General features: G+C 72.9%; 17 protein-coding genes and 2 pseudogenes. 15 read left to right on the top strand and 4 right to left on the bottom strand.

Annotated features, from left to right (window positions below; genetic code table 11):
- Window positions 1-28: 28 nt before the first annotated feature.
- On the bottom strand, window positions 29-1,555 hold the full coding sequence (locus ABZ117_RS02405) for a PucR family transcriptional regulator (protein ID WP_356816549.1): 1,527 nt from the start codon (window positions 1,553-1,555) through the stop codon (window positions 29-31).
- 194 nt (window positions 1,556-1,749) lie between these two features.
- Between ABZ117_RS02405 and ABZ117_RS02400 the strand changes: the two genes are divergently transcribed.
- The 13 genes and pseudogenes from ABZ117_RS02400 (at window position 1,750) to ABZ117_RS02340 (ending at window position 20,673) form a co-directional block, all read left to right on the top strand.
- Window positions 1,750-3,216: a sodium:solute symporter gene (locus ABZ117_RS02400; protein WP_356816548.1), complete on the top strand. Its 1,467-nt coding sequence runs from the start codon at window positions 1,750-1,752 to the stop codon at window positions 3,214-3,216.
- A gap of 56 nt (window positions 3,217-3,272) precedes the next feature.
- Window positions 3,273-4,253 carry an agmatinase gene (speB, locus tag ABZ117_RS02395; RefSeq protein ID WP_356816546.1) on the top strand — a complete coding sequence of 327 codons (981 nt, stop codon included), beginning with the start codon at window positions 3,273-3,275 and terminating at the stop codon, window positions 4,251-4,253.
- Window positions 4,250-5,935, top strand: a complete 1,686-nt coding sequence (locus ABZ117_RS02390) for a thiamine pyrophosphate-binding protein (RefSeq protein WP_356816544.1) — start codon at window positions 4,250-4,252, stop codon at window positions 5,933-5,935. The genes speB and ABZ117_RS02390 overlap by 4 nt, the downstream gene beginning before the upstream one ends.
- A 160-nt stretch (window positions 5,936-6,095) precedes the next feature.
- A pseudogene (locus tag ABZ117_RS02385) lies at window positions 6,096-6,245 on the top strand (UTRA domain-containing protein); the annotation flags it as partial.
- A 106-nt stretch (window positions 6,246-6,351) separates the two neighbouring features.
- Window positions 6,352-7,692: a VanZ family protein gene (locus ABZ117_RS02380; RefSeq protein ID WP_356816542.1), complete on the top strand. Its 1,341-nt coding sequence runs from the start codon at window positions 6,352-6,354 to the stop codon at window positions 7,690-7,692.
- 194 nt (window positions 7,693-7,886) lie between these two features.
- On the top strand, window positions 7,887-8,810 hold the full coding sequence (locus tag ABZ117_RS02375) for a serine hydrolase (protein ID WP_356816540.1): 924 nt from the start codon (window positions 7,887-7,889) through the stop codon (window positions 8,808-8,810).
- Window positions 8,811-9,313: 503 nt separating this feature from the next.
- Window positions 9,314-10,234, top strand: coding sequence for a serine hydrolase (locus tag ABZ117_RS02370; RefSeq protein WP_356816538.1), 921 nt, complete (start codon window positions 9,314-9,316; stop codon window positions 10,232-10,234).
- 1,036 nt (window positions 10,235-11,270) lie between these two features.
- A complete protein-coding gene (locus tag ABZ117_RS02365; protein ID WP_356816536.1) occupies window positions 11,271-11,837 on the top strand; it encodes a DUF642 domain-containing protein in 567 nt (188 codons plus the stop codon).
- Window positions 11,838-11,954: 117 nt separating this feature from the next.
- Complete coding sequence (locus ABZ117_RS02360) at window positions 11,955-13,412, top strand: DUF642 domain-containing protein (RefSeq protein ID WP_356816535.1); 1,458 nt, start codon at window positions 11,955-11,957, stop codon at window positions 13,410-13,412.
- A 379-nt stretch (window positions 13,413-13,791) separates the two neighbouring features.
- A pseudogene (locus tag ABZ117_RS02355) lies at window positions 13,792-14,544 on the top strand (esterase-like activity of phytase family protein).
- Window positions 14,545-14,906: 362 nt separating this feature from the next.
- Window positions 14,907-18,623, top strand: coding sequence for an ABC transporter ATP-binding protein (locus tag ABZ117_RS02350; RefSeq protein ID WP_356816533.1), 3,717 nt, complete (start codon window positions 14,907-14,909; stop codon window positions 18,621-18,623).
- Window positions 18,624-18,745: 122 nt separating this feature from the next.
- Complete coding sequence (locus ABZ117_RS02345; protein ID WP_356816531.1) at window positions 18,746-19,141, top strand: hypothetical protein; 396 nt, start codon at window positions 18,746-18,748, stop codon at window positions 19,139-19,141.
- Window positions 19,142-19,257: 116 nt separating this feature from the next.
- Entirely contained in the window at window positions 19,258-20,673 is a 1,416-nt protein-coding gene (locus ABZ117_RS02340) for a S28 family serine protease (protein WP_356816529.1), read from the top strand.
- A 16-nt stretch (window positions 20,674-20,689) separates the two neighbouring features.
- On the opposite strand, the gene ABZ117_RS02335 is transcribed toward ABZ117_RS02340, so the two are convergent.
- Window positions 20,690-22,540: a glycoside hydrolase family 3 protein gene (locus ABZ117_RS02335; RefSeq protein ID WP_356816527.1), complete on the bottom strand. Its 1,851-nt coding sequence runs from the start codon at window positions 22,538-22,540 to the stop codon at window positions 20,690-20,692.
- A 187-nt stretch (window positions 22,541-22,727) separates the two neighbouring features.
- On the opposite strand from ABZ117_RS02335, the gene aroA reads away from it, so the two are divergent.
- Together aroA and ABZ117_RS02325 are read left to right on the top strand one after the other, a co-directional pair.
- Window positions 22,728-23,963, top strand: a complete 1,236-nt coding sequence (gene aroA / locus ABZ117_RS02330) for a 3-phosphoshikimate 1-carboxyvinyltransferase (protein ID WP_356816525.1) — start codon at window positions 22,728-22,730, stop codon at window positions 23,961-23,963.
- A gap of 50 nt (window positions 23,964-24,013) precedes the next feature.
- A complete protein-coding gene (locus ABZ117_RS02325; RefSeq protein WP_356816523.1) occupies window positions 24,014-24,610 on the top strand; it encodes an alpha/beta hydrolase in 597 nt (198 codons plus the stop codon).
- A 10-nt stretch (window positions 24,611-24,620) separates the two neighbouring features.
- On the opposite strand, the gene ABZ117_RS02320 is transcribed toward ABZ117_RS02325, so the two are convergent.
- The gene (locus ABZ117_RS02320) at window positions 24,621-25,421 is read right to left on the bottom strand and encodes a sugar phosphate isomerase/epimerase family protein (protein WP_356816647.1); all 801 of its coding nucleotides are present in this window, start codon (window positions 25,419-25,421) and stop codon (window positions 24,621-24,623) included.
- 77 nt (window positions 25,422-25,498) lie between these two features.
- Entirely contained in the window at window positions 25,499-26,101 is a 603-nt protein-coding gene (locus ABZ117_RS02315) for a dihydrofolate reductase family protein (protein WP_356816521.1), read from the bottom strand.
- Window positions 26,102-26,734: the final 633 nt, after the last annotated feature.

Genomic DNA, 26,734 nt, shown 5'->3' with positions numbered 1-26,734 from the left:
TGGGACGGGCGTCACCCGGCCTCGTCCGTCACTCCTGCCGCAGCGCGAACCACAGTTCCATGCGCACGTCCGGGTCGTCCAGGTCGGCGGGCAGCAGGGCCGCGCAGCGGGCGATCCGCTGCCGCACGGTGTTGCGGTGCACGGCCAGCGCCACCGCCGTACGGTCCCAACTCCCGTGCAGCGACAGCCAGGTGCGCAGAGTCTCGGCGAGCGCCGGCTGCCCGGCGAGCGGTGCGAGCAGCGTCCGGGCGTGCGCCCGCGCCTCCGCCGGGGGCACCAGGTCCGCCAGGGCCGGCCGGGCGCCGTGCCGGACCAGGCGGACGCGGGTGGCGCGGGCGCGGGCCAGGGCCCGGGCCGCCTGGGTGTCGGCGGCCGGCCAGTCGCGCGGCGCCGCGGCGGCACTGATCCCGAGCGTCCAGCCGGGCTGCGGCTCCGGTTCCCGCCCGGCCGGCACCAGCACCCGTACGGCGTCCCGGCCGACGTCGACCAGCGGTGACCCCAGGGCGGCGCCGAGGGCGGAGGCGGAGACGGCGTCGTGCGGGCCGCCCCGGTCGGGGCCGCCCCGGTCCGGCCGCGCGTGCACGACGACCCACTCACCGGTGCCCAGCAGGGGCGCCACCTCCTCGGGCGGGGCGCCCAGCAGCAGCCGTACCAGCGCGGAGGACCGGGCGGTGCCGGTGCCGCTGCGGTGCTCACCGGTCAGCAGGGACAGCAGGACGGCGGCCACGGAGGCGATGGTGTGGTCACCGGGCTCCCGGCGGGGCGTGGCCACACCGAGCACGAAGCCCTCGCCGGCGCCGAGGGCGTAGACGGCGAGGTGGGTGGAGCCGAGGGTGTCGGTGGCGGAGGCGGGCAGGGGCCCGGGTCCACCGCCCGGCGTGCCGTCCGCCGTGTGCTCCGCCGGCGGTCTGACCACGCCGGTCAGCTCCGCCAGTGCCTCCCGCACGCCCTGCCCCGGCTCGCGGCCCGCCGTCGCGATCGCGGTGCCGTCGGGGCCGTGCAGGACCGCGTGCCCGCCCAGCCGCTGGGCCAGCCGGCGCAGGACCGACGGCACCGGGTCCGGGCGGGAGGCCGCGGCGGCGAGGCTCTGCTGGGCCTCCGTGACGCGGCGCAGCTCGGCCAGCCGGGCCTGCGCCATCAGCTGCCACACCGCGCGGGCCACACCGGAGAACGTGGTCTGCGGCGGGACCTCCAGCAGCGGCAGGCCGTGGCGGTCGCAAGCGGTGGCCAGGGCGGGGGGCACCGTGTCGTGCACCGGTGCCAGGCCGAAGCCGAGGGCCGCGCCGCCCGCGGCCACGATCCGGCAGACGTAGTCGTCGAAGTACGTCCCCGCTTCCGCCGCCCGGGGGATGTGCACCCCGGCCGTCAGCAGCAGCTCGCCGCCCAGCAGGTACGGGTACGGGTCGGCCATCTCGGAGGTGTGCGCCCAGTGGACGACGGCGCCCGGGTCCGCGGGGCCCGCGATCTGCCGCAGGCCGAGGTCCTCCCGGGCCAGCAGGGCCGCGAGCGGCACGGGCGGGGTCGGGGGTACCGCTGGGGTGATCGTCTCCGGCATGGTGTGCGTTTCCTCCATCCCGCCCCGCTCCACTGGATGAAACGTACTCTTCGCAGTCGCTTTCCGGCCACCTAGGGTCGTCAGGGAACGGCAGCCGCGGGTACGGGCGGATGTCCCCGCGATCCGCTGCCGTCACACCCCACCCCCACGCCCCCGCACGACACGCCACCGAAGTCAGCGAAGGAGCACCGCCCATGGCCGTCGACTACACAGTGATCGTCGTCTATCTCGCCGGCATGCTGGGCATGGGCTGGTGGGGCATGCGCCGGGCCAGGTCCAAGAGTGACTTCCTGGTGGCCGGCCGCCGCCTCGGGCCCGCCATGTACTCCGGCACCATGGCGGCGATCGTCCTCGGCGGCGCCTCCACCATCGGCGGCGTGGGCCTCGGCTACCGGTACGGCCTGTCCGGCGCCTGGATGGTCCTCACCATCGGCCTCGGCCTGCTCGCCCTGTCGGTCTTCTTCTCGGCCCGCATCGCCCGACTGAAGGTCTACACGGTCTCCGAGATGCTCGACCTGCGCTACGGCGGCCGGGCGGGGGTCATCTCGGGCGTGGTGATGTGGGCGTACACCCTCATGCTGGCGGTGACGTCCACCATCGCCTACGCCACGATCTTCGACGTCCTGTTCGACATGGACCGCACGGTCGCGATCGTCCTCGGCGGCGCCGTCGTCGTCGCCTACTCCACCCTCGGCGGCATGTGGTCCATCACGCTCACGGACATGGTCCAGTTCGTCGTCAAGACCATCGGCGTGCTCCTCCTGCTCCTGCCGGTCGCCGTCGTCAGGGCGGGCGGCTTCGCCGAGATGAAGGCCCGGCTGCCGGCCTCGTACTTCGACCCGCTGGGCATCGGCGGCGACACGATCTTCACCTACGTCCTGATCTACACGTTCGGCATGCTGATCGGCCAGGACATCTGGCAGCGCGTGTTCACCGCCCGCAGCGACAGGACCGCCAGGTGGGGCGGCACGGTGGCCGGAACCTACTGTCTGGCCTACGCCCTCGCCGGCGCGGTGATCGGCACGGCCGCCAAGGTGCTCTACCCCGACCTGGGCAGCCCCGACGACGCCTTCGCCACCATCGTCAAGGACCAACTCCCCGTCGGCGTGCGCGGACTGGTGCTGGCCGCCGCCCTCGCCGCCGTGATGTCGACGTCCTCCGGCGCCCTGATCGCCTGCGCCACGGTCGCCAACAACGACATATGGTCCCGGCTGCGCGGTGCCGTACGACGGGACGGCGACGGCGACGGCCACGACGAGGTCGCGGGCAACCGGGCCTTCATCCTCGTCATGGGCGTGGCCGTGATCGGCACCGCGATCGCCCTGAACAACGTGGTCGAGGCCCTCACCGTGGCCTACAACCTCCTCGTCGGCGGCCTGCTCGTCCCCATCCTCGGCGGCCTGCTGTGGAAGCGGGGCACGGCCCCGGGCGCGCTGGCCTCGGTCGTCGTCGGCGGCCTCGCCGTCATCGGGCTGATGGCCGGCTACGGCATCCTCGCCGACGAGCCCGTCTACTACGGCCTGCCGGCCTCCCTCGTGGCCTACGTCGCCGTCTCCCTGGCGACGAGGCCCACCGACGAGGCGGTCCTCGCCGCCTGGCGTGAACGCCTCGCCGGACGGTCCCCCGAACTCGTGTCCGAACCGGCCCCGGCTCACCAGTAGAGTCGTAGGGAAAGCAGTACATGCGCGACGAAGCGCAGGAAAGAAGGCATTCGACCATGAGCAGCAACGAGACGCCCCGCGGCCCCGTGGACTCCTCCCGCATCCCGCGGTACGCCGGCCCCGCGACCTTCGCCCGGCTGCCCCGCCTCGACGAGGTCGGCACCGCCGATGTCGCCGTCGTGGGCGTGCCGTTCGACTCCGGCGTCTCGTACCGGCCGGGCGCCCGCTTCGGCGGCAACGCCATCCGCGAGGCGTCCCGGCTGCTGCGCCCGTACAACCCGGCGCAGGACGCGTCCCCGTTCGCCCTCGCCCAGGTCGCGGACGCCGGTGACATCGCCGTCAACCCGTTCAACATCAACGAGGCCGTGGAGACCGTCGAGGCCGCCGCGGACGAGCTGCTGGGCACCGGCGCCCGCCTGATGACCCTCGGCGGCGACCACACCATCGCCCTGCCGCTGCTGCGCTCGGTCGCGAAGAAGCACGGCCCGGTCGCCCTGCTCCACTTCGACGCCCACCTCGACACGTGGGACACCTACTTCGGCGCCGAGTACACCCACGGCACCCCGTTCCGCCGCGCCGTCGAGGAGGGCATCCTCGACACCGAGGCCCTCTCCCACGTCGGCACCCGCGGCCCGCTGTACGGCAAGCAGGACCTCACCGACGACGAGAAGATGGGCTTCGGCATCGTCACCTCCGCCGACATCTACCGCCGCGGCGCCGACGAGGTCGCCGACCAGCTGCGCCAGCGCATCGGCGACCGCCCGCTGTACATCTCCATCGACATCGACTGCCTCGACCCGGCCCACGCGCCCGGCACCGGCACCCCGGAGGCGGGCGGCATGACCTCCCGCGAACTCCTGGAGATCCTGCGCGGCCTGGCCTCCTGCAACCTGGTCTCGGCGGACGTCGTCGAGGTCGCCCCGGCGTACGACCACGCCGAGATCACCTCGGTCGCCGCCTCCCACACGGCGTACGAACTCACCACCATCATGAGCCGCCAGATCGCGGCGGCCCGGAAGGACGCGGAAGCGAAGTGACGCACGACCACGACCTGGTGCTCCGCCCGACGGCCGCGCAGACGGAGGCCGCGCTGAACCCGCCCGCCGGCCGCAACGGCGGAGACCTGGTCGTGGAGACGCTGGCCGGGCTCGGCGCGACCACGGTCTTCGGCCTGCCCGGCCAGCACGCCCTCGGCATGTTCGACGCGCTGCGCCGCTCCTGCCTCCACTACGTCGGCCTGCGGGTGGAGAACAACGCGGGCTTCGCGGCGGACGCCTACGGCAGGATCACCGGCGAGGCGGCCCCGCTGCTGCTGTCGACCGGCCCGGGCGCCCTGACCTCGCTCGCCGCCCTCCAGGAGGCGGCAGCCGCCTCCGCCCCCGTCCTGGCGATCAGCAGCCAGATCCCGACGGCGGGCCTGGGCGGCGGCCGGCACGGCTACCTCCACGAACTCCCCGACCAGTCGGCCTCGTTCCGGGGTGTCGTCAAGTCCGTCCACACCGTCCGCACCCAGTCCCAGATCCCCTCCGCCGTCGCGGCGGCCTGGAAGTCGGCGCTCACGGTCCCGCACGGACCGGTGTGGGTGGAGATCCCGCAGGACGTGCTCCTCGCGGAGACGGTCCTGCCCGTGGTGACGGCGATCGACGCGACCCCCGAGGACCTCGTCCCGCGCCCCGAACTGACGGCGGTGGCCGCGGACCTGCTGTCGCGCGCGGCCCGCCCGGTGATCATCGCGGGCGGCGGGGTCGTACGGTCGGACGCGTCGGGCAAGCTGCTCCAGCTGGCCGAGAAGCTGGACGCGCCCGTGGTGACGACGTTCGGCGGCAAGGGCGCCTTCCCCTGGGAGCATCCGCTGTCCCTGCGGTCCTGGCTGGAGGACCGGCACACCACGGACTTCCTGGAGGACGCGGACGTCCTCCTCGTGGTCGGCTCCGGCCTCGGTGAACTCTCCTCGAACTACCACACGTTCAAGCCCCGTGGACGGGTCGTCCAGATCGAGGCGGACGCCGGCAAGCTGGAGTCCAACCATCCGGCCCTGGGCATCCACGCCGACGCCCGCCTGGCCCTCCAGGCCCTGCTGGAGACGGTGCGGGAACGGACGGACGCGTCGGCGCCGGACCGCGTACGGGACCTCCTCGCGAGGGTCGCGGACCGCATCGCGTCCCAGGAACTCACCCTGGAACAGGACGTGCTGGCCGCCGTCCGCGCCGCCCTGCCCGCCGACTCCCCGTCCTTCTGGGACATGACCATCCTCGCCTACTGGGCCTGGTCCGCCTTCGACGCCCAGGGCCCCAACACCATGCACTCGGCCCAGGGCGCCGGCGGCCTCGGCTACGGCTTCCCGGCGGCACTCGGCGCGGCGACGGCCGACCCGACCCGCCCGGTACTGGCGGTGTCCGGCGACGGCGGCGCCCTGTACTCCATCGCGGAACTGGCCACGGCCCGCCAGTACGACCTCCCGGTCACCTGGCTGATCGTGGACGACGGCGGTTACGGCATCCTCCGCGAATACATGACGGACACCTTCGGCCGGGCGACGGCGACGGAACTGACCCGCCCGGACTACGTGGCCCTCGCAGAGTCCTTCGGAGTCCCCGGAATCCGTACGACCCCCGAAACGCTGGCACAGGACCTGACGAAGGCCCTGGCCACCCCGGGGCCGTCGGTGGTGGTACTCCCGGCGGTACTGAGGATGTTCGCTCCGACGCATCTGGGCTGACCGGGATCCGGCAGCAACAGCTCGGCCCGGGCCGCCTTCCCGATCCCGTGCCGGCGCGGGCGACAGCCCCAGCGTGCGGCCGGGGCACTGATGACGGTGCGGCCGCGGCCTTCCTCGTCGTCGTCCGCCGCCGTTCGCGGCAGCGGCCGGGCGCAGTCGGCAGGAGGCCGAGCGGTTGGCGCTCGGCGTGGGAGTGCCCGTCGTGCTGATCGCGCGTACCGCCTTCGACGCCGAGGGGCTGGTCGTCGAGGTCAACGAGATGGTGCTCGACTCGTCGGCCTACGTGCTGGAGTACGACTTCGAAGCGTGAGGCGGGAGTTAGAGTGATCATGCTCCGGTGGCCCTGACCAGGCCGCTGCGTGAGCGAAAGTGCCGCCGACACGAGAAGAGGCGGTTCTACGGGGGGACGGCGAAGCGTGTTCGAGGCTGTGTTCGGCGATGACCTGGGGTTCCTGTGGGGGCTCACCGTCGTCGCGTCGGTGGTCGGTGCCGGAGCGTGGGATGTCGCCCGGCGGCGTCGGGCTCCCCACGCCGGATGGTGGTTGCCGTTCGCGTTCTGCCTCACCGGCGTGCTCGGGGTCACTCTCGCGATGCGCGGGGGCGACGCCGGGCGGGGCGAGTGTGTGATCGACCATGACATCACCGAGCCGCTCCACACCACCCAGGGCCTGTGGAACCTGGCCATGTTCGTGCCGGTCGGCCTGTTCGGACTGCTCGCGTCGCGGCGGCCGGTGCCCGTGCTCGGGTGCGTGCTCGCGTTGCCCTGTCTCATCGAACTCATCCAGGCACTGGCCCCGTTCGCCGCCGGCGTCTGTGACAGCGCCGATGTCGAGATGAACGTGGCCGGGGGAGTGGCCGGTCTCGCCGTGGGGCTGTCGGTGGTGCGTGGCCGGGTGGCCTGGCGGGCCCTGGGCAGGTCCACTGGGGTCGCCCTCGGGGTGCTCGGTGTTCTCGGGGTCACCGTGCTCCAGAGCGCGGTCACCCTGGAGCATGTCGACGGTTCCAGCGTCCGGGACGCCCACGGGGATGAGCGGGAGGCCGCCGAGCGGGCCGTCCGGCAGGCCTTCGGGAACCGGTACGAGATCGGAGACGTACACGTCAGCCCCGGAGTCGACGGCTACAACGGCTGGATGTCCGTCCAGTTCGCCGGCGGGTTTCCCGCGGAACTGATGTGGCCCGGCGGACGCCGGCTCACCGTCGACTTCAGCGGCACTTCCGGTGCGGGGTACGCCGTCCCCGGTGCCACCCCGGCCCACGACGCCCGGGACGCGTACCGCGTCGCCCGCGCCTACATGCGGGCCCACTACCCGTGGGCCGATTCGGCCTCCTGGCATGCGACACGGGCGGTGGGCCACGCCGCGGGTGGCGGCGCCTGGGTCACCTCGTGGCGGTTCAGGGAGCGTGGGGTGGCCATGCCCCGCAGCCTCGATGTGCGGATCAGCCGGGCCGGGCGCGTCTACGGGCTGTCCGTCGACCTCGGGCCCACGCACGTGGCGCTGCCCGCGCGACTCCTCTCGGCACGGCAGGCCGAGGACCTCGTCAGGAAGTGGGAGCGGCGGAGCCGCGCCGACGCCGGGCACCTGCGGATCCACGCCCGGGAGCTGACGACGGAGCGCGCCAGGGGGCATCAGGGGCCCTGGCGCGCGGTGTGGTCCGTCGAGGTCGCCGACCCGAGGTGCCGGCCCGACGGGGACGGGGACGGCTGCGACCCCTACGTCACGGCGGTGGACGCCGCCACCCGGGAGATCGTCGACTGACGGGTGACCCCGTGACCCGGTGGGAGCCGGGTGAGGGGGCACGGTCCGGGCGGGGAGCCCGCGCCTGCTCGAACGCACGCCCTGCGAACACGCGTACAACCCTCCGTCGTTCTGGCGAGTCTTCCTCGACAGCGCACGGGTGCGCTCAACGGCGTTCAGGGGGACGCCCGTTCGACGTTCAAGGGGATCTTTTCATGACTTTCCGGATATCCGGCCGGGCCGGTGTGCTCGCGGCCGCCGTCGGTGGCGCGCTGCTCGTACCGGCCGTCGTCGCCGCCACCCCGGCCGCCGCCACGACGCCCGCCGTCAGCTGTACGTCCGCCAAGGCGGGCCTCGCCGACAAGCTGAAGAAGGACATCACGGCCGCCCTGGCGAACCGCAAGGGCACCGTCGCCGTCGGCCTGTACGACCGCGGCACCGACACGACGTGCACGCTGCGCGCCACCACCGCCTACGACTCGGCCAGCAGCGTCAAGGTCACCGTGCTCGCCACGCTGCTGTGGGACGCCAGGAAGCACAACCGGTACCTGACGGCCACCGAGCAGTCGCTCGCCAAGGCCATGATCACGCAGTCGGACAACACCGCGACCAGCAAGCTCTGGAAGCAGCTCGGCGTGACGAAGGTCAAGGGCTTCCTGACCGCCGCCGGGATGACGAAGACCGTGCCGGGCGCGAACGGCTACTGGGGTCTGACCCAGGAGAACGTCACCGACGAGCAGAAGCTGCTCAAGCTGGTCACGGCGAAGAACAGCGTGCTGAGCGACAACTCCCGCGCCTACATCCTGAAGCTGATGGGCCAGGTCGTCTCCTCGCAGCGCTGGGGCACCCCCGCCGGTGCGCCGTCGTCCGTCTCCGTGCACGTCAAGAACGGCTGGCTCCAGCGCTCCACGCACGGCTGGCGCGTGCACAGCCTGGGCACCTTCAACGGCGCCGGCCACGACTACATGGTCACCGTGCTGACGCAGGACAACAGCACCATGGACTACGGCGTCACCACCATCCAGAACGTCGCCAAGGCCATCCACAAGGACCTGGTGCCGGTCACCTCCGGCGTCACCCGCTACACCCCGACCACTCAGCCGCGCGAGGCGTTCGTCGCCGTACCGCCGCAGGCCTGAGGACGAGGACGCGGCCTCGCGACCTGCCGTCGCGAGGCCCCGCCTGCGTGCGGGCCTGCCGGACGGGCCCTGGTCGGCCGGTACCGTGAGCGCGACCGTGTCGCCGCTCGTCACGGCGAAGGTGCCGGAACCGCCGGCGGCGACCGTGCCGCTGTGGACGGCCGGGCCCGCCGGGGTCCTCTCCGTCAGGGTGAGGGTCCGGTTCGTGAGATGCGTGACCGCGAACTGCGTGGCCCCGGCCTGGACGCCGTCACCCTGCTCGCCGATGCCGGTAAGGCTGGCGCCGGCCGGCCGGAACAGGCCACCGCCGTACGGGTGTCGCCCGCCGCCCGGCCCTCGTCGACGGCCCTCCGCTCCGAGGTCAGCCCGCTGATCCGCCGAACTCCCGTGCCTGCGAACATGCGTACAGCCGTCGTCCGTCCCGGCGTCGCGGCAGGCCCTGCGGGGACACGGCCGACGGTGACCGCAGGACGCCCGAACGACGTTCCAGGGGGACGCACTTCATGACCCACCGGATATCCGGCCGAGCCGGGGCACTCACGACCGCCCTCGGCGCCACACTGCTCGTCTGCGCCACCGCCCTTCCGGCCTCGGCGGCGCCCACGGCCACCGTGACCTGCACGTCCGCCAAGGCGGGTCTGGCCGACAAGCTGAGGAAGGACATCACGGCCGCCCTGGCGAACCGCGAGGGCACCGTCGCCGTCGGCCTGTACGACCGCTCCACCGGCACCACCTGCACGCTGAACGCCACCACCGCCTTCGACTCGGCCAGCACCGTCAAGGTCACCGTGCTCGCCACACTGCTGTGGGACGCCAGGAAGCACGACCGGTACCTGACCGACACCGAGGCCGACCTCGCCACGGCCATGATCACCCAGTCGGACAACGACGCGACCAGCAAACTGTGGAAGCAGCTCGGCGCGGCGAAGATCCAGGGCTTCCTGACCGCCGCCGGGATGACGAAGACCGTGCCGGGTGCGGACGGGTACTGGGGTCTGACCCAGGAGAACGTCACCGACGAGCAGAAGCTGCTCCAGCTGGTCACCGCGAGGAACAGCGTGCTGAGCGACAACTCCCGGGCGTACATCCTGAAGTTGATGGGTCAGGTCGTCGCGGACCAGCGCTGGGGCACCCCCGCCGGTGCGCCGTCCTCGGTCTCCGTGCACGTCAAGAACGGCTGGCTCCAGCGCTCCTCGCACGGCTGGCGCGTGCACAGCCTGGGCACCTTCAACGGCGCCGGCCACGACTACATGGTCACCGTGCTGACCGAGGACGACAGCACCATGGACTACGGCGTCGCCACGATCCAGGACGTCGCCACGGCGATCCACAAGGACCTGGTGCCGGTCACCTCCGGCGTCACCCGCTACACCCCGACCACTCAGCCGCGCGAGGCGTTCGTCGCCGTACCGCCGCAGGCCTGAGGCCCGGGGCCTCGCGACCACCGTCGCGGGGCCCCCGCCGCCGGTGCCGACGCCTGCGCGGCCGCCCCGAACCGATCCCCGGCACCGGATCTTCTCCAGCACGCCGATGAACTGGGGCGGCTTCACCAGCCTCGACCACGAACGGGCATTGCGGCGCACCACCCGCGGACTTCGCCCTGCTCCGGCCTGTTGTCCCTACGTCGGGCTGCCGGTCGAGGTTGTGGGCCGCACAGCGCGATCACCGTGCCGGGAGCGTCAACGTCGCAGGCGGCTGGTCACCCTGGGCAAGGGTGAGCACAAGAGGTGCACCGGGAGCATCCGGCCATGACTGATCGGGCCCGAAGAGAGCTGAGAGGCCCGGTGTGGCGGGAGTGGTGCGCTGATCCGGCGTGGGTGACGGTGTGCTGACGGGGGCGGGGTTCGCAAACCTCTCGCACGGGATTGGCCGAACTCAATCGCCTGTCACTTTACGTGTCCTCTTGATTGCGATGGGCTACTTCCTGCTTCGGCTCCGCCACGGTGCGCATCAGTGCGACCGGTCGGCGGTACGTCCAGCAAGTGTCGACGCGAGGGAACGAACCATGGCCACACCTCCTGCTGTTCCGCGCGGGATCGCCCTGGTCAACGGCAGCTTCGAAGCTCCCGCCGTCACCAACCCGAGATTCTGCCGGACGCCTCACAGCCGCAGGCGTCCGAGCGGGTTCCGGGCTGGCCCATCACGGTTCTCTCGGCCTCTGGTCACATGATCGAGCTGTGCCGGTCGGGCTTCAGCGCGCTCGTGCTGCGGGCCGAGGCCATCAAGGCCGCCTGACCGGCAACACCGTCACCGCCACCGGCGACGAAAGAGACTCCGACGCCACCGACGACACCTCAGCGTCACCGTCTGCATCGGACCGGCCCCTCCTGCTGCGACCCCTGCTCCACCGATAAGCAGTTCCCCCGGCATGTACCGGGCGGGCTGCTGCTCCCCAGCCTCCGTGTCCTCCACACCATCCGCGCACGCGTTGTGTGCGGGCTGCCCGAAAGAGGAGATTTCATGAAGCGTGCTGCTCGCGGCTCCCTGTTGGGTGCCGCACTGCTGGCCCTGTCCTTCTCGGTATCGCCGGCCGGTGCCGCCGACGAGATCATCAGGAACGGCGAGTTCTATCCTCCCGCCGTCTCCGACTACGGCTACCTCACCATCTGGCCCCACAGCAACCCGGGCATCGACCAGTGGAAGGTGTCCGACGGCAACGTCGATATCTACAGCACCCAGCTGGCCCGTGCCCCCTACCAGGCCGTTGACCTCAACGGCGGTCAACCCGGTTCCATCACGCAGGTCATCCGCACCACGCCGGGGACGACGGTGCACCTGACGTGGAAGCACACCCGCAACACCTATGCAGGGTGCGCGCCCGTCACCGAGCAGAGGTACAACGTGTCGATCGAGGAAGCCGGGCTTCAGGAAGACCACCTCGTCCGCGGCCGGATCGGCAACTGGCAGCCCGCCGAACTCACCTTCAAGGCACAGCGCAGCCGATACAACCTCACGTTCGCCTCCGACACCATCGGGGTGTGTGGCGCCCTGATCTCCGATGTCGAGGGTGAGCTCATCGACTCCTAGCCGGCCCTTGCGGGGGTCCGCCCGTCCGTCGCCGGGCGGCCGGAGCGGGCGGCCCCCCGCCTCATGCGAGCCCTGCCCGGCTCCGAATCCCACGCACGAAGCGCAAAGGAACGAAACATGGCCATCGACTTCCGCAACGCCTCGTTCGGCGAACCCTCACTGACCACCGAACCGTTCGTACAGTTCACCACCGACGGCGGCCGGCACATCCCGGGCTGGAAAGTCACCCAGGGTGTCGTGGAGGTGGTGCGCCTGGGGTCCGGCGACGGCCCGGACACCGCCACCACTCAGGCGCTGCGACTGAAGAACGAGAAGCGCGCCGAGGATCGAGACGTGGGCGGAGTGAGCCAGGACATCCCCACCCGTCCGGGAGAGGGGGTCACGATCAGATGGAAGGAGCGCGCCGACCGCGGAGGTGACTCCACGCCCAACGAGCAGCGCTACACCGTGCAGGTCACCCCGGTGCGCGGGACGCCCAGCACGCTCAAGAAGCCCTTCGATCCTGAGCCGGTCGAAGAACAGGGCTGGGTGACGCGGTCGGTGGAGTTCACCGCCGACGCGTCCACCACGACCGTCCGTTTCACGGCCTACAAGGCGGGGCTGCGCTGCCCCCTGATCACCGGCCTGACGGCCACTTCGTCGGACGGTGAGGTCTCCGGGAAGCCCCGGCTTTTCGCCACAGCCGAGGCCACCGTCGTAGCCGCCCAGGCCGGCGACACGGTCGCTCTGGCGTTCTTCGCCGGCAACCGGGGTTCCGCGCCCGCCGTGGGGGACAAGGTCCTTGTCACCCTCACACCCAATCCGCCGCTCGCCCTGGCCCAGGACGCCCCGGCCACGGTGTCGTTCCCCGGCCAGCAGCTGGTGGCCGGCGGGCCGACGCTGCCGGGCGAATTCAAGGTCGTCGTCCCCCCAGGCACGGCTGCCGGCACCTACACCGCGCAAGCCGTCGTCTCCTATGACGGACTGGTCCTGAGCGACACACTGGTCTGGCAGATCGAGGTGACCGCCAAGGACACTCCCAAGCCGGTCGTCGACGAAAGTCAGCTTGTGGTCTTTCAGGTGACCAGCGAACCCACCGAACCGCCGTCCCCGTACCTGATGTTCATGGCTGAGGCCCCCAAGTGGCCGTCCGCGCACCCGGGCCGGAGCAGGGAGGAGGATTCGCTGCTCTGTATCGGCATTGCCACCCTCGGGCCGAACGCCGACCTGCTGGGCCTGCCGCAGGAGTTCAAGGCCCCGACCGGCTTCGTCTTCACCGATGTCGCGGCCTTCGGCCACTTCCGCACCGTGCGCAACTGGGCGGCCGTCTCACCCAAGCCGCGTCTTGTCCTGCGCCGCAGCGAGGACAACACCAAGGCCTGGGTGACCGGCAGCGAAACGGGGCAGATCCCCGTCCACCGACTGGAGCCAGCCTCCTTCACCGACCCCGCGAAGGCACTGACCCACAACCAGGTGTTCCTCGGCTACGGCTTCAGCCTGGCCGCCCGGCCGGACGCGAAGCCCGGCCTCTACGAGGACGGCTACGCCAAGTTCGGCAAGAATCTGACGGTCAGGCTGATCGGCAGGATCCTCTGACTGGGGCAGCGCGAGTGCCGACGGCCCGGCAGCGGCCGTCACTGGCACACCCGCTGCCCTGGCACACGTCGCGCGAGTCCGCCATCTGCGCGGGCAGGCGGGCGAGCCCGCCCCCGGTATGGGCTGGGGGGCGGGCTGCGGAGGAGCTGAGTGGCCGTGGAACACGGTCCACGAAATGATGCGCCAGGTCGTCGCGGACCAGCGCTGGGGCACCCCCGCCGGTGCGCCGTCCTCGGTCGCCGGGCACGTCAAGAACGGCTGGCTCCAGCCAGTGAGCCGCGCGAGGCGTTCGTCGCCGTACCGCCGCGGAGCTGATCCGGGGCCGCGGCTTCTCGGGGCGATCTCCCACCGGACACCGTCCCGTTCCACGGTGACCGCGATGCGCCTGAGAACCGTACTCGCCGCTCTGGCGGCGGCCAGCTGCCTCACCGCGCAACCGGCCGCCGCCGACGCACTTGCCTGTCACGCCTGTTCGCCCCGCGTCCAGCTCGACCGCTTCTCCGACACGCTCGACAGGACGACGTACGACGGCACCCCCGTCGGCACTCTTCCCGCCCCGACCGTGGACCGGGACGGCTCGTTCGCGGCGCTGGAGGACCGCTCGCCCCTGCTCCGCCTGGACGCCGTACCCTGCGGCCCGGATCGGCCGTCCGCCTCGCCGACGAGACGGGCGCCACGGAGTCCGCCCTCCACGGAGTCCGCGCTCCCGGTCGCCACCCCGGCCTCGTCCGCTTCCGGACCCGGCGGCGCACCGCGGGCGGCCACTTCCGGCCCGCCCGGTACGCCTGCCGCACCGACGCCGGTCTCGGCGTCCCCGAGGTCCAGGCCGCCCCCGACGGCCGCCTCCTCGTCGTGGAGCGCGGCTTCACCGCCGGCGTGAGCGGTATCGAGAACCCGACCGGCCAGGACGGTGTCCGCCCGGCCCGCACGACCCTGCCGGCCGACATCGCCGCCTGCCCGTCCCCGGGCGCGACGGCCAGGCAGCCCCAGCCCGATCCGCTGCTGGACACCATCGAGGGCATGACGGTCGCGGGCCGGGACCGCACGGGCCGCCCGCGGGTCCTCCTGGTCAGCGACGGCAACCAGAACGCGGACCACCCACCTCTGCTTCCGGCGGGTACGCACCCGGTGACCTGACGGCCGACGTCGCCGTGCCCGGCCCCGTGGACGTCCAGGACGCGTGCCGCGGTGGCGGCGGTCACGGGGCGTACGGCCCGGGTGGCCGAGAAGGCGGGCGCGGCCGGGCGGAGGACCGGGACCTGTCCCGGTCCTCCGCCCGGCCGGCTCCGGCATGGCGTCCGGCCGCGCGGCGGCGCCGGGCCACCGGTTCACGCCGGCCGCCGAGCGGCTGCCCGAGCCGGCCCGCCGCGCGCCGGCCGCCGAGCGGCTGCCCGAGCCGGCCCGTCCGGTGCCCCGATTGTTGCGGAGGGATGAAATCCGCATCCGGCGGCGTTGCAGCCTTGCGGTAGATCGGCTCTGACGGAAGGCACCGGTGTGGCACCGCGACGGGGATGGGCACGAAGGCTGGCGGGCTATGCCTGGCGGTATCCGAAGGACGTCGTCCTGGCCCTCGGCTCCTCCCTCGCCGGCATGGCCGTCACGGCCCTCGTCCCGCTGATCACCAAGGTCGTCATCGACGACGTGATCGGCGCCCACACCCGCGGCATGGCCCCCTGGGCCGGCGCCCTGGTCGGCGCGGCCCTCCTGGTGTACGGCCTCACCTACGTCCGCCGTTTCTACGGCGGCCGGCTCGCCCTGGACGTCCAGCACGACCTGCGCACCGAGATGTACGCCACGATCACCCGGCTGGACGGCCGCCGCCAGGACGAGCTGTCCACCGGCCAGGTCGTCGGCCGGGCCACCAGCGACCTCCAGCTGATCCAGGGCCTGCTCTTCATGCTCCCGATGACCATCGGGAACGTCCTGCTCTTCCTGCTGTCCCTGGTGATCATGGCGTGGCTGTCGCTGCCGCTGACCCTGGTCGCGCTGGCCGTCGCCCCGGCCCTCGGCTGGATCGCCCGGCGCAGCCGCAGCAGGCTGCACCCCGCCACCTGGTACGCCCAGGCCCAGGCCGCCGCCGTCGCGGGCGTCGTGGACGGCTCGGTGAGCGGCGTCCGCGTCGTGAAGGGCTTCGGGCAGGAGGAGCAGGAGACCGGCAAGCTGCGCGAGGTCGGCCGCCGGCTCTTCGCCGGACGGCTGCGCACCATCCGCCTGAACAGCAGGTACACCCCCGCGCTCCAGGCGGTCCCGGCGCTCGGCCAGGTCGCCATGCTGGCCGTCGGCGGCTGGCTCGCCGTACGCGGTCACATCACGCTCGGCACGTTCGTCGCCTTCTCCACCTACCTCGCCCAGCTCGTCGGCCCGGTCCGCATGCTCGCGATGGTCCTCACCGTCGGCCAGCAGGCCCGCGCCGGCACCGAACGCGTCCTGGAGCTGATCGACACCGAGCCCGGTCTGAAGGACGGCACCAGGACCCTCCCCGCCGACGCGCCCGCGGCCGTCGAGTTCGACGACGTGTCCTTCGCGTACGGCGGCACCCCCGTCCTCCAGGGGCTCAGCTTCGAGATACGCCCCGGCGAGACCCTCGCCGTCGTCGGCTCCTCCGGCTCCGGCAAGTCCACCCTCTCCCTGCTCCTGCCGCGGTTCTACGACGTCACCCACGGCGCCGTCCTGATCGGCGGCCACGACGTGCGCGAGCTGACCCTGGACTCGCTGCGGGCCGCGATCGGACTGGTCCCGGAGGACTCGTTCCTCTTCTCCGACACCGTCCGGAACAACATCGCCTACGGCCGCCCGGACGCCACCGCCGAGGAGGTCGAGGCCGCCGCCCGCGCCGCCCGGGCGGACCGTTTCATCGCCGAGCTGCCCGACGGCTACGACACCACCGTCGGCGAGCACGGCCTCACCCTCTCCGGCGGCCAGCGCCAGCGCGTCGCGCTCGCCCGCGCCCTGCTCACCGACCCCCGCCTGCTCGTCCTCGACGACGCCACCTCCGCCGTCGACGCCCGCGTGGAGCACGAGATCCACGAGGCGCTGAAGCAGGTGATGCGGGGCCGTACGACCCTGCTCATCGCCCACCGCCGCTCCACCCTCAACCTCGCCGACCGCATCGCCGTCCTCGACGGCGGCCGGCTCGCCGACCTCGGCACCCACGAGGAACTCCAGCAGCGCTCGGCGCTCTACCGCCGCCTGCTCACCGACCCCGACGAGCTGGGCCGGGTCTCACCGGGCCACGCCGTGCCCGCCGGACCGCACGAGGACACCTCCGTCCGCGACGAACTGGACGCCGAGTTCGACGCCGAGCGGGGCGTGACCCCCCGGCTGTGGACCGGCGACCGCGAACCCCGCGATCAGGCCCTGGCCGGCACCCCGGCCACCCCCGAACTCCTCGCCCAGGTCCAGGCGCTGCCTCCGGCCACCGACACCCCGGACATCGACGAGGGCCGCGCGGTCCTGCCCGAGGACTCCTACGGACTGCGCCGCCTGCTGCGCGGCTTCCGGCTGCCCCTGCTGGTCAGTCTGCTGCTGGTCGCCGTGGACGCGGGCGCGGGCCTGCTGCTGCCGGTGCTGATCCGGCACGGCATCGACTCGGGCGTGACGAAGGCGGCGCTCGGCGCGGTCTGGTCGGCGGCCCTGCTCGGCCTGCTGACCGTCGTCGTCCAGTGGGCCGCGCAGACCGGCGAGATCCGGATGACCGGCCGCACCGGCGAACGCGTGCTGTACACCCTGCGCCTGAAGATCTTCGCGCAGCTCCAGCGGCTCGGCCTCGACTACTACGAGCGTGAGCTGACCGGCCGGATCATGACCCGGATGACGACCGACGTCGACGCCCTGTCCACGTTCCTCCAGACCGGCCTGGTGACCGCGTTCGTCTCGGTGGTCACCTTCTTCGGCATCATGGTCGCCCTGCTGGTCCTCGACGTACGGCTCGCCCTCGTCGTCTTCGCGACCCTGCCCCCGCTGGTCGTGGCCACCTTCTTCTTCCGCCGGGCGAGCGTGAAGGCGTACGAACTCGCCCGCGAGCGCGTCTCGACGGTCAACGCCGACCTCCAGGAGACCGTGGCCGGGCTGCGGATCGTGCAGGCGTTCGGCCGGGAGCGGGACAGCGGCCGGCGGTTCGCCGAGCGCAGCGACGCCTACCGGCGCGCCCGCGTCCGCGGCCAGCGGCTGATCTCCGTCTACTTCCCGTTCGTGCAGCTGCTGTCCTCGGTCGCCGCGGCGGCCGTGCTGATCGCGGGTGCCGGCCGGATCGAGGCGGCCACGCTCACCACCGGCGCCCTGGTCGCCTACCTGCTCTACATCGACCTGTTCTTCACCCCCGTCCAGCAGCTGTCCCAGGTCTTCGACGGCTACCAGCAGGCCACGGTCTCGCTGGGCCGCATCCAGGAACTGCTGCGCGAGCCGACGTCCACCGAGTCCGCCGGGCAGCCGCTGGAGGTGCTCTCGCTGCGCGGTGACATCGCCTTCGAGGACGTCCACTTCGCGTACGGCGACGAGGAGGAGGCCCTGTCCGGCATCGACCTGCGGATCCCGGCCGGGCAGACGGTCGCGTTCGTCGGCGAGACCGGCGCCGGCAAGTCGACGGTGGTGAAGCTGGTCGCGCGGTTCTACGACCCCACCGCCGGCCGGGTCACGGCCGACGGCACGGATCTGCGCGCCCTGGACCTCACCTCGTACCGGCACCGGCTCGGCGTCGTCCCGCAGGAGGCGTACCTCTTCCCGGGCACCGTCCGCGACGCCATCGCCTACGGCCGGCCGGGCGCCACCGACGCCGAGGTGGAGGCCGCGGCCCGCGCGGTCGGCGCCCACGAGATGATCGCCACCCTGGAGGGCGGCTATCTGCACGAGGTCGCCGAGCGCGGCCGCAACCTCTCGGCGGGCCAGCGCCAGCTGATCGCACTCGCCCGCGCCGAACTGGTCGACCCGGACGTCCTGCTCCTGGACGAGGCCACGGCCGCCCTCGACCTGGCCACCGAGGCACAGGTCAACCAGGCCACCGACCGCCTGGCGGGCCGCCGTACCACCCTGGTCGTCGCCCACCGCCTGACCACCGCGGCCCGCGCCGACCGGGTGGTGGTGATGGATCGCGGCCGGGTCGCCGAGGACGGCACCCACGAGGAGCTGCTGGCCCGCGGCGGCCGGTACGCCGAACTGTGGCGGACCTTCGTCGGCCGGTCCGAACCCGAGGAGCCGGTCGGCGTGTCCCGCTAGCCCGTGTCCGAACCCCGGCCACGCGTGTCGCTGACGGTCGTGCAACCATCCGGCACACGTGTGCGTCCGTACATCAGTACGGGCACAGGGGAGTGTGAACCGCGGTACGGGGAGGACGACGAGTGGACACTGGTGCGATACGCCGGCGACTGGCGTTCGGCGCGGCCGTGCTGGCCGTGTCGGGGGCGCTCACCCTCTCGGTGACGGGGGCCGCGCAGGCCGCCCCGGCCGGTGGCGGCTGCGCCGGGCACGAGGTGCGGACCCTGCCGTTCAGAACCGGCGTCACCCACGTCTACAAGCAGGACGGCTACGTCTGCGCCGTCACCGTCGCCCGGCACTCCGGCGCCGCCCGGACGATGTCGGTCAGCGTGCAGGCCCGCGGCAACCGGCCGGTCGTCGACCGGGGCCGCTACCGGCACCACGCCGGCCCGGTGACCGTGCACACCGGTCACCGCTGCGTCTGGATCAAGGGCACGGTGGACCGGTACACGATCAGCTCCGGCTGGATCCTGTGCTGAACGGCTGAACGGCTGAACGGCTGAACGGCTGAACGGGGCCGCGCAATCTCCTCTGGTGTGACGGCAGTTGCTGGGATAGCTTCCGGCGCACATCTGTCTCACAGGGGAGAGTACGCATGCGCAAGGCGCTCAGATGGCTGCTGGCGCTCACGGTGCTCCTGGGCACACTGAGCACGGCGGCCGGGGCGGCCACCGCCGCCGAGCCCGAGCCCACCGACATCAAGGACCGGCTGCTGTCGATACCCGGCATGAGCCTGGTCCAGGAGAAGCCGTACCCCGGCTACCGCTACTTCGTCCTGAACTACACCCAGCCGGTCGACCACCGCCACCCCGGCCGGGGCACCTTCCAGCAGCGGATCACCGTGCTGCACAAGGACACCAGCCGTCCCACTGTCTTCTACACCAGCGGCTACAACGTCTCCACGACCCCCTCGCGCCGCGAGCCCACCCAGATCGTGGACGGCAACCAGGTCTCCCTGGAGTACCGCTTCTTCACCCCCTCCCGCCCCGAGCCGGCCGACTGGTCCAAGCTCGACATCTGGCAGGCGGCGAGCGACCAGCACCGCGTCTACCAGGCCCTCAAAACGGTCTACGCCGCCAACTGGCTGGCCACGGGCGGCTCCAAGGGCGGCATGACGGCCACCTACTACGAGCGGTTCTACCCGCGCGACATGGACGGCGTGGTGGCGTACGTCGCCCCGAACGACGTCGTCAACGACGAGGACTCGGCGTACGACCGCTTCTTCACCCAGGTCGGCACCAAGGCGTGCCGGGACCGGCTGGACGCCGTCCAGCGGGAGGCGCTGGTGCGCCGCGAGCCACTGGAGAAGCGGTACGCCCGGTACGCCGCCGACAACGGCTACACCTTCGACACCATCGGGAGCCTGGACCGGGCGTACGAGGCCGTCGTCCTCGACTACGTGTGGGGCTTCTGGCAGTACAGCCTGCTCAAGGACTGCGACACCGTCCCGGCGGACGCGGCCACCGCGAGCGACGACGCGATCTGGGACTCGGTCGACACCATCTCCGGTTTCTCCGCCTACACCGACCAGGGCCTCCAGACGTACACGCCGTACTACTACCAGGCGGGCACCCAGCTGGGCGCGCCGACCATCCACTTCCCGTACCTCGGCAGGGACCTGGTCCGCTACGGCTACCAGCCGCCGCGCAACCTCGTGCCGCGTTCCATCCCGATGCGTTTCCAGCCGCGGGCCATGCGGGACGTGGACACCTGGGTGCGGCACCACGCCACGCACATGCTCTTCGTCTACGGCCAGAACGACCCCTGGGGGGCGGAGCGCTTCCGGCTCGGTGCGGGCGCCCGTGACGCGTACGTCTTCACGGCGCCCGGCCTGAACCACGGCGCGAACGTGGCGGGCCTGGTCCCGGAGGAGAAGAGCCTCGCCACCGCCCGCGTCCTGGACTGGGCGGGCCTCTCACCGGCCACCGTGGCCCGGGCGAAGCCGCTCGCCCGGTACGACGCCCGGCTGGACGCCCGGGATACGGAGCGCGAGCCGGCTCCGCGTCCCTGAACGGTCCGGCCGGCCGCTAGTAGGTCAGCCCGTGTCCGATCGGGTACAGCACCCGATCCGGGTCGTCCGCCCGCTGCACCGGTACCGGCAGCTTCCCGCGCGGTGCCACCCGGCCGGCGATCACCCGTGCGGCGGCGCGCAGTTCGACGTCCGTCCAGCAGTACGTGGCCAGGCAGGCCCGGACGGAAGGGAACTGCGCGACGTCGTACGGGTTGCGGACCGCGACCACGGCCACCGGCTTCCCGGTCTGAAGCAGGCGGTCCACCAGGGTCCGCTGGGCGCTGGACGCCGTCACGTTGTAGGTGCACACGACCACCGCGTCCGCGTCCCGCGCGGCCGTGACCGCCGCGGTGACGGCCGCGGCGGAGGGCGTGGTGCCGGTGGACAGGGCCGTGGCGGTGAAGCCCAGTTCGGTGAGGGCGGCGGCCAGGACGCCGGTGGGCGGGCCGGTGGTGCCGGACGGCGAGGCCGGGTCGGCGCCGACGACCAGGACCCCGCGTTCGCGGCGGGGTTCGAACGGCAGGGTGCCGTCCTCGTTGACCAGCAGCGTGGTGGTGCGTTCGGCGATGCGGTCGGCGGCGGCCAGATGTGCCCGCGTGCCCACCGTGCGGCCCACGCCCGCCGGGTCGGCGTAGGGGTTCTCGAAGAGCCCGAGCCGGGCCTTCAGCCGCAGGATGCGCAGGATCGATTCGTCCAGGCGGGCCTCGGTCAGCTCGCCCTCGCGCACGGCCGTCAGCACCGCGTGCCACGCCACGTCCAGCGACGGCGGGTTGAGCAGCTGGTCGACGCCGGCCTTGAGCGCGAGCACCGGTACCCGGTCGTCGCCGTACTTGGTGCGGACCCCCTCCATCCCCAGCGAGTCGGTGATCACCACCCCGTCGTAACCGAGTTCGCCGCGCAGGATGCCGGTGACGATCGGACGGGACAGGGTCGCCGGGTCACCGGAGTCGTCCAGGGCCGGGAACTGGATGTGCGCGGTCATGACCGAGTCGATGCCCTCCCGGATCGCGGCCCGGAACGGCACCGCGTCCAGCCGCTCCCACAGCTCCCGGCTGTGCGTGATGACCGGGAAGCCGTAGTGGCTGTCGACGGCGGTGTCCCCGTGGCCCGGGAAGTGCTTGGCGGTCGCCGCGACCCCGGCCGCCTGATAACCCCTCACCTCGGCGGCGACCAGAGCGGCCACCGCCTCCGGGTCGGCACCGAAGGAGCGGACGCCGATGACGGGGTTGGCCGGGTTGACGTTCACGTCGGCGTCGGGGGAGTAGTCCTGGTTGACGCCCATCGCGCGCAGCTCGGCACCGGAGATCCGGCCGAGGGCGCGGGCGTCGGCGCGGGAGCCGCCCGCACCGAGGGCCATCGCGCCCGGGAACAGGGTGGCCGGCCTGCCGATCCGGCAGACGGCGCCGTGCTCCTGGTCGGTGGCGATGAGCGCCGGCAGTCCGCGCGGCTGCTCCAGGCAGGCCCGCTGGATGCCGTCGGACAGGTCCGCGATCTGCCGCGGGTCGCGCGTGTTGTGGGCCCAGGTGAAGTAGATGATGCCGCCGACCCGGTACCTGCCGATCAGCTCGGCTGCGGTACGGACGCCGATCTCCCGGAGGTTGGCGTCGACGTCGGCCTTGTCGGGGGCGGTGGCGGAGTGGCCGTAGACCCGCATGACGAACAGCTGGCCGACCTTCTCCTCCAGCGTCATCCGGGAGATCAGGGCGCGCAGCCGGCGGTCGTGGACGGCGGAGCGGCCGGCGGCCCGGGCGGTCGCCGGGACGGTGAGGCCGGCGGTGAGACCGGCGGTGGCGGTGAGGAGGGCGCGCCTGGACGGCCGTGCGGCGCTTCCCGTGTGTCCCGTGCTTCCCGTGCTGGTGTCGTGCACGTGCGCTCCTTCCAGAGGAGAACCGCTGAAGGAAACTTCCGAGGAGTCACCAATATCCGGGAAGTTTCTTTCCGTCAAGGGAATGCACAGTAACCACGGGAGGGCCGCCGCCGACGCATTCCGGCGGGCGCGTCCAGCTCCTGGACATCACGTGACCGGATGCCGGGCGAGCCGTCATCATTCGGCCATGCCCGCAGTCGACATCCCCGGTTCCAAGTCCATCACCGCCCGCGCGCTCTTCCTCGCCGCGGCCGCCGACGGAGTCAGCACACTGGTCCGGCCGCTGCGCTCCGACGACACCGAGGGCTTCTCCGAAGGCCTGACCCGGCTCGGCTACCGGGTCGGACGCACCCCCGACACCTGGCAGATCGACGGCCGCCCGCAGGGACCGGCGCGCGCCGAGGCCGACGTCTTCTGCCGCGACGGCGCCACCACCGCCCGCTTCCTGCCCACCCTGGTCGCCGCCGGACACGGCACCTATCGCTTCGACGCCTCCCCGCAGATGCGCCGCCGCCCCCTCGGCCCGCTCACCCGCGCCCTGCGCGACCTCGGCGTCGACCTGCGGCACGAAGGCGCGGACGGCCACCACCCGCTCACCGTGCACGCGGCCGGCGTCGAGGGCGGCGAGGTCTCGCTGGACGCCGGCCAGTCCTCCCAGTACCTCACCGCGCTCCTCCTGCTGGGCCCGCTGACCCGCACCGGCCTGCGCATCCGGGTGACCGACCTGGTGTCGGCGCCCTACGTGGAGATCACCCTCGCGATGATGCGGGCGTTCGGCGCCGACGTCGTCCGGGACGGCACGGTGTACGACGTCCCGCCCGGCGGCTACCGGGCCACCACCTACGCCATCGAACCCGACGCCTCCACCGCGAGCTACTTCTTCGCCGCGGCGGCCGTCACCCCGGGCCGCGAGATCACCGTGCCCGGCCTCGGCACGGACGCGCTCCAGGGGGACCTGCGCTTCGTGGAGGTGCTGCGGCGGATGGGCGCGGACGTGACGGTCGCGAAGGACCGCACGACCGTACGCGGCACGGGCGAGCTGCGCGGGCTCACGGTGAACATGCGGGACATCTCGGACACCATGCCGACGCTGGCCGCGATCGCGCCGTTCGCCTCCGGACCCGTCCGCATCGAGGACGTCGCCAACACCCGGGTGAAGGAGTGCGACCGCCTGGAGGCCTGCGCGGACAACCTGCGGCGGCTCGGCGTCGACGTGGTGACCGGCCCCGACAGCATCGAGATCCGGCCCGGCACGCCCGCGTCCGGCGTCGAGATCAAGTCCTTCGGCGACCACCGCATCGTCATGTCGTTCGCCGTCACGGCCCTGCGCACCCCCGGTCTGACGTACGACGACCCCGGCTGCGTGCGCAAGACGTTCCCCGGTTTCCACGACGCGTTCGCGACGCTGCCCGCCGCCGGCTGACGCCCCCGGGAACGTCCCGGGAAAGATCCCGACAGGAGAGGGCCACCGCCATGACCCCCCGCTCGTACCTGATCCTGCACGGCTGGCAGAACCACCGCCCGCCGGCGCACTGGCAGCACTGGCTGGCCGACCGGCTCACCGCACTCGGCCACCGGGTCCTCTACCCGGCGCTGCCCGACCCGGACGACCCCGGCCTCGACGTGTGGCTCGGCGAACTCGCCCGGCACCTCGAAGACCTGGACGGCACGGGGGAGCGGGTCGTGCTGGCGCACAGCGCGTCCGCCCTGCTGTGGCTGCACGCCGCCGCCCGGGGCATGAAGCAGCTTCGCCACGCCGACCGGGTGCTGCTCGTCGCGCCGCCGTCCGGGTCCGTCACCGCCCGGCACCCGGAGATCGCGGAGTTCACCCCGCCCGGCCTCGACTTCACCCTCCCCGGGCCGGCGCGGCTGGTCGCGGGCGATGACGATCCCTACTGCCCCGAGGGCGCGGGCCACCTCTTCGCCGGCCCGCTCGGCATCCCCGCCGACATCCTGCCGGGCGCGGCCCACCTGGACCTGGACGCCGGCTACGGCCCCTGGCCGGCCGTACTGGACTGGTGCGTCGACGCCACCACACCCCTCACCCCGCGCCCGGCGGCCGGCATCTGAGGCGGGCGGTCTACGCCGCCTCGCCCAACAGCCGCGCCAGGTGGTCGCGGCCCGCGTCGAGCAGTCCGGCGAGCGGGGCGGCCTCCTCGTACCAGCGCTTCTCGTACTCCCAGCACAGCCAACCGTCCCAGCCCTGCCGGGTGAGGACGTCCACGCACTCGGTGAGCGGCAGCACGCCCGCGCCGAGCGGCAGCGGGGCGGTGTCCTCGGCCGAGACGATGTCCTTCACCTGCACGTACCCCAGGTGCGGGGCGAGGGCCGCGTAGGTCTCGGTGGGCTGTTCACCGCCCAGCCAGGTGTGCATCACGTCCCACACCGCGCCCACCTGCCGGTGGCCGACCGGGCCGATGATCCGGATCGCGTCGGCGCCGGTGGGGTGCGAGTCGTGGGTCTCCAGCAGGATGCGGACGCCGAGCGCGGCGGCGTCCTCCGCGGCGGTGCCGAGCCGGCGGGCGGCGATCGCGTCGGACTCCTCGCGGGGCTGCTCCGCGTCGGCGCCGGGCAGGACGCGGACGTAGGGCGCGCCGAGGTCGTGGGCCAGCCGGAGCAGGTCCCGGATCTCCTCCAGCACGGGGGCGTCGTCGCCGGGGGCCGCCACCCGGGCGTACCCGGCGATCCCCAGCACCTCGATCCCGGCGCCCCGGAACTGCGCCGCGATCTCGGCACGGCCGGCCGGGGAGAGGCCCGGATGCACCGGCTCCTCGGGGTGAGCGCGCAGTTCGACCCCGTGGTAGCCGTGGGCGCTCGCGAGCGCCAGGACCTCCGGGACGGGCAGACCGGGGACACCGAGAGTGGAGAACGCCAGCTTCATGGTCACGGAACGTACCCCCGGCCGCCGGGCTCATGCCCCGTACGACGGCACGGCAGCGCCGGAACCGCCCGGACCGCTCAGCCGCGCGCCCCCCGCACCGGCCGGAACACGTTGACCTGGGCGCCGGTCTTCGCGGTGACCGACGACACCGGCTCCCAGGTCCGCAGGGTTCCGTCCGCCGGGAAGACCGTCTTGCCGCCGCCGAGCATCACGGGCATGACCACGAGCTGCAACTCGTCCACGAGGTCCGCCCCGATGAGCGCCCGCACCAGCGTCGGACTGCCCATCATCGCCACGTCACCGCCGTCGGCGGCCCGCAGTTCCCGCACCTTGTCCAGCGCCTGGGCACCCGGCAGGCGCACGGTGTTGTCCCAGGTCAGGTCCTCGTCGCCGAGGGTGTCCGACACGACGTACTTGCGCAGGGAGTTCAGCCGGTCGGCGAAGGGGTCCCCGGCCCGCTCCGGCCAGGCGGCGGCCATCGTCAGGTAGGTCCGCCGCCCGTACAGCAGCGCCTCGGCCCTCTCCAGGCCCGCGGCGAAGGTCCCGCCGAGGACCTCCGGGTCGAAGAAGGGATGCGACCAGCCGCCGTGCGCGAACCCTCCGTCGGTGTCCTCCTCGGGCCCGCCGGGGGCCTGCACGACTCCGTCGAGGCTGATGAACTCGGTGACTACGACACGCATGGGGTTGCTCCCGTTCCTGTTCTCCGGTCCGTACTTCAGTGCAGACCGGCGGTCGCCGCGGAACTCATCGCTCGGCCGCGGGCGCACGGACATCGAACCCGCCGCCGACGGCCGTCGGCGGCAACTCCGCTGAGTCGACCGCCCGGTGAGGACACCGTACGCGCCGGCACGGCACCGGGAACATCGCGGCCCACCCACCGCCCGACGAGAAGCCCGCACCCCGATGAGCACCCCGCGGCCCGCATCCCGCCGACACCCGCGTCCCACGTCCCGCCCGACACCCGCGGCCCACGTCGCGCCCGACACCCGCGTCCCGCGCCCCACGTCGCGCTGGTCCGCGCCCGTTCCCGGCCTGCGCCCGTTCCCGGCCGTCGGTCCGCGTCCGGCCCGCGGTCCGCGTCCGGCCCCCCGGCCCCCGGTCCGCGTCCGGTCCCCGGCCTGCGCTCGTCCCCGGCCTGCGCTCGTCCCCGGTCCGCGTCCGGTCCCGGGTCCTCGGCCCGCTCCGGTCCCCGGCCCGCGCCCGCGCCCGCTCCCGGTCCCCGGTCCGCTCCGGTCCCCGGCCTGCGCTCGTCCCCGGTCCGCGTCCGGTCCCGGGTCCTCGGCCCGCTCCGGTCCCCGGCCCGCGCCCGCGTC

It is taken from the genome of Streptomyces sp. NPDC006309, from assembly GCF_040613095.1.
Classification (GTDB): domain Bacteria; phylum Actinomycetota; class Actinomycetes; order Streptomycetales; family Streptomycetaceae; genus Streptomyces.
Note: the sequence above shows the minus strand (reverse complement) of the source record. Positions and strands in the feature narration are given on the sequence as shown.

Coding starts and splice junctions, on each gene's coding strand:
- ABZ117_RS02405 (WP_356816549.1), bottom strand. CDS start 1,555: ATGCCGGAGACGATCACCCCAGCGGTACCCCCGACCCCGCCCGTGCCG.
- ABZ117_RS02400 (WP_356816548.1), top strand. CDS start 1,750: ATGGCCGTCGACTACACAGTGATCGTCGTCTATCTCGCCGGCATGCTG.
- speB (WP_356816546.1), top strand. CDS start 3,273: ATGAGCAGCAACGAGACGCCCCGCGGCCCCGTGGACTCCTCCCGCATC.
- ABZ117_RS02375 (WP_356816540.1), top strand. CDS start 7,887: ATGACTTTCCGGATATCCGGCCGGGCCGGTGTGCTCGCGGCCGCCGTC.
- ABZ117_RS02370 (WP_356816538.1), top strand. CDS start 9,314: ATGACCCACCGGATATCCGGCCGAGCCGGGGCACTCACGACCGCCCTC.
- ABZ117_RS02365 (WP_356816536.1), top strand. CDS start 11,271: ATGAAGCGTGCTGCTCGCGGCTCCCTGTTGGGTGCCGCACTGCTGGCC.
- ABZ117_RS02360 (WP_356816535.1), top strand. CDS start 11,955: ATGGCCATCGACTTCCGCAACGCCTCGTTCGGCGAACCCTCACTGACC.
- ABZ117_RS02340 (WP_356816529.1), top strand. CDS start 19,258: ATGCGCAAGGCGCTCAGATGGCTGCTGGCGCTCACGGTGCTCCTGGGC.
- aroA (WP_356816525.1), top strand. CDS start 22,728: ATGCCCGCAGTCGACATCCCCGGTTCCAAGTCCATCACCGCCCGCGCG.
- ABZ117_RS02325 (WP_356816523.1), top strand. CDS start 24,014: ATGACCCCCCGCTCGTACCTGATCCTGCACGGCTGGCAGAACCACCGC.
- ABZ117_RS02320 (WP_356816647.1), bottom strand. CDS start 25,421: ATGAAGCTGGCGTTCTCCACTCTCGGTGTCCCCGGTCTGCCCGTCCCG.
- ABZ117_RS02315 (WP_356816521.1), bottom strand. CDS start 26,101: ATGCGTGTCGTAGTCACCGAGTTCATCAGCCTCGACGGAGTCGTGCAG.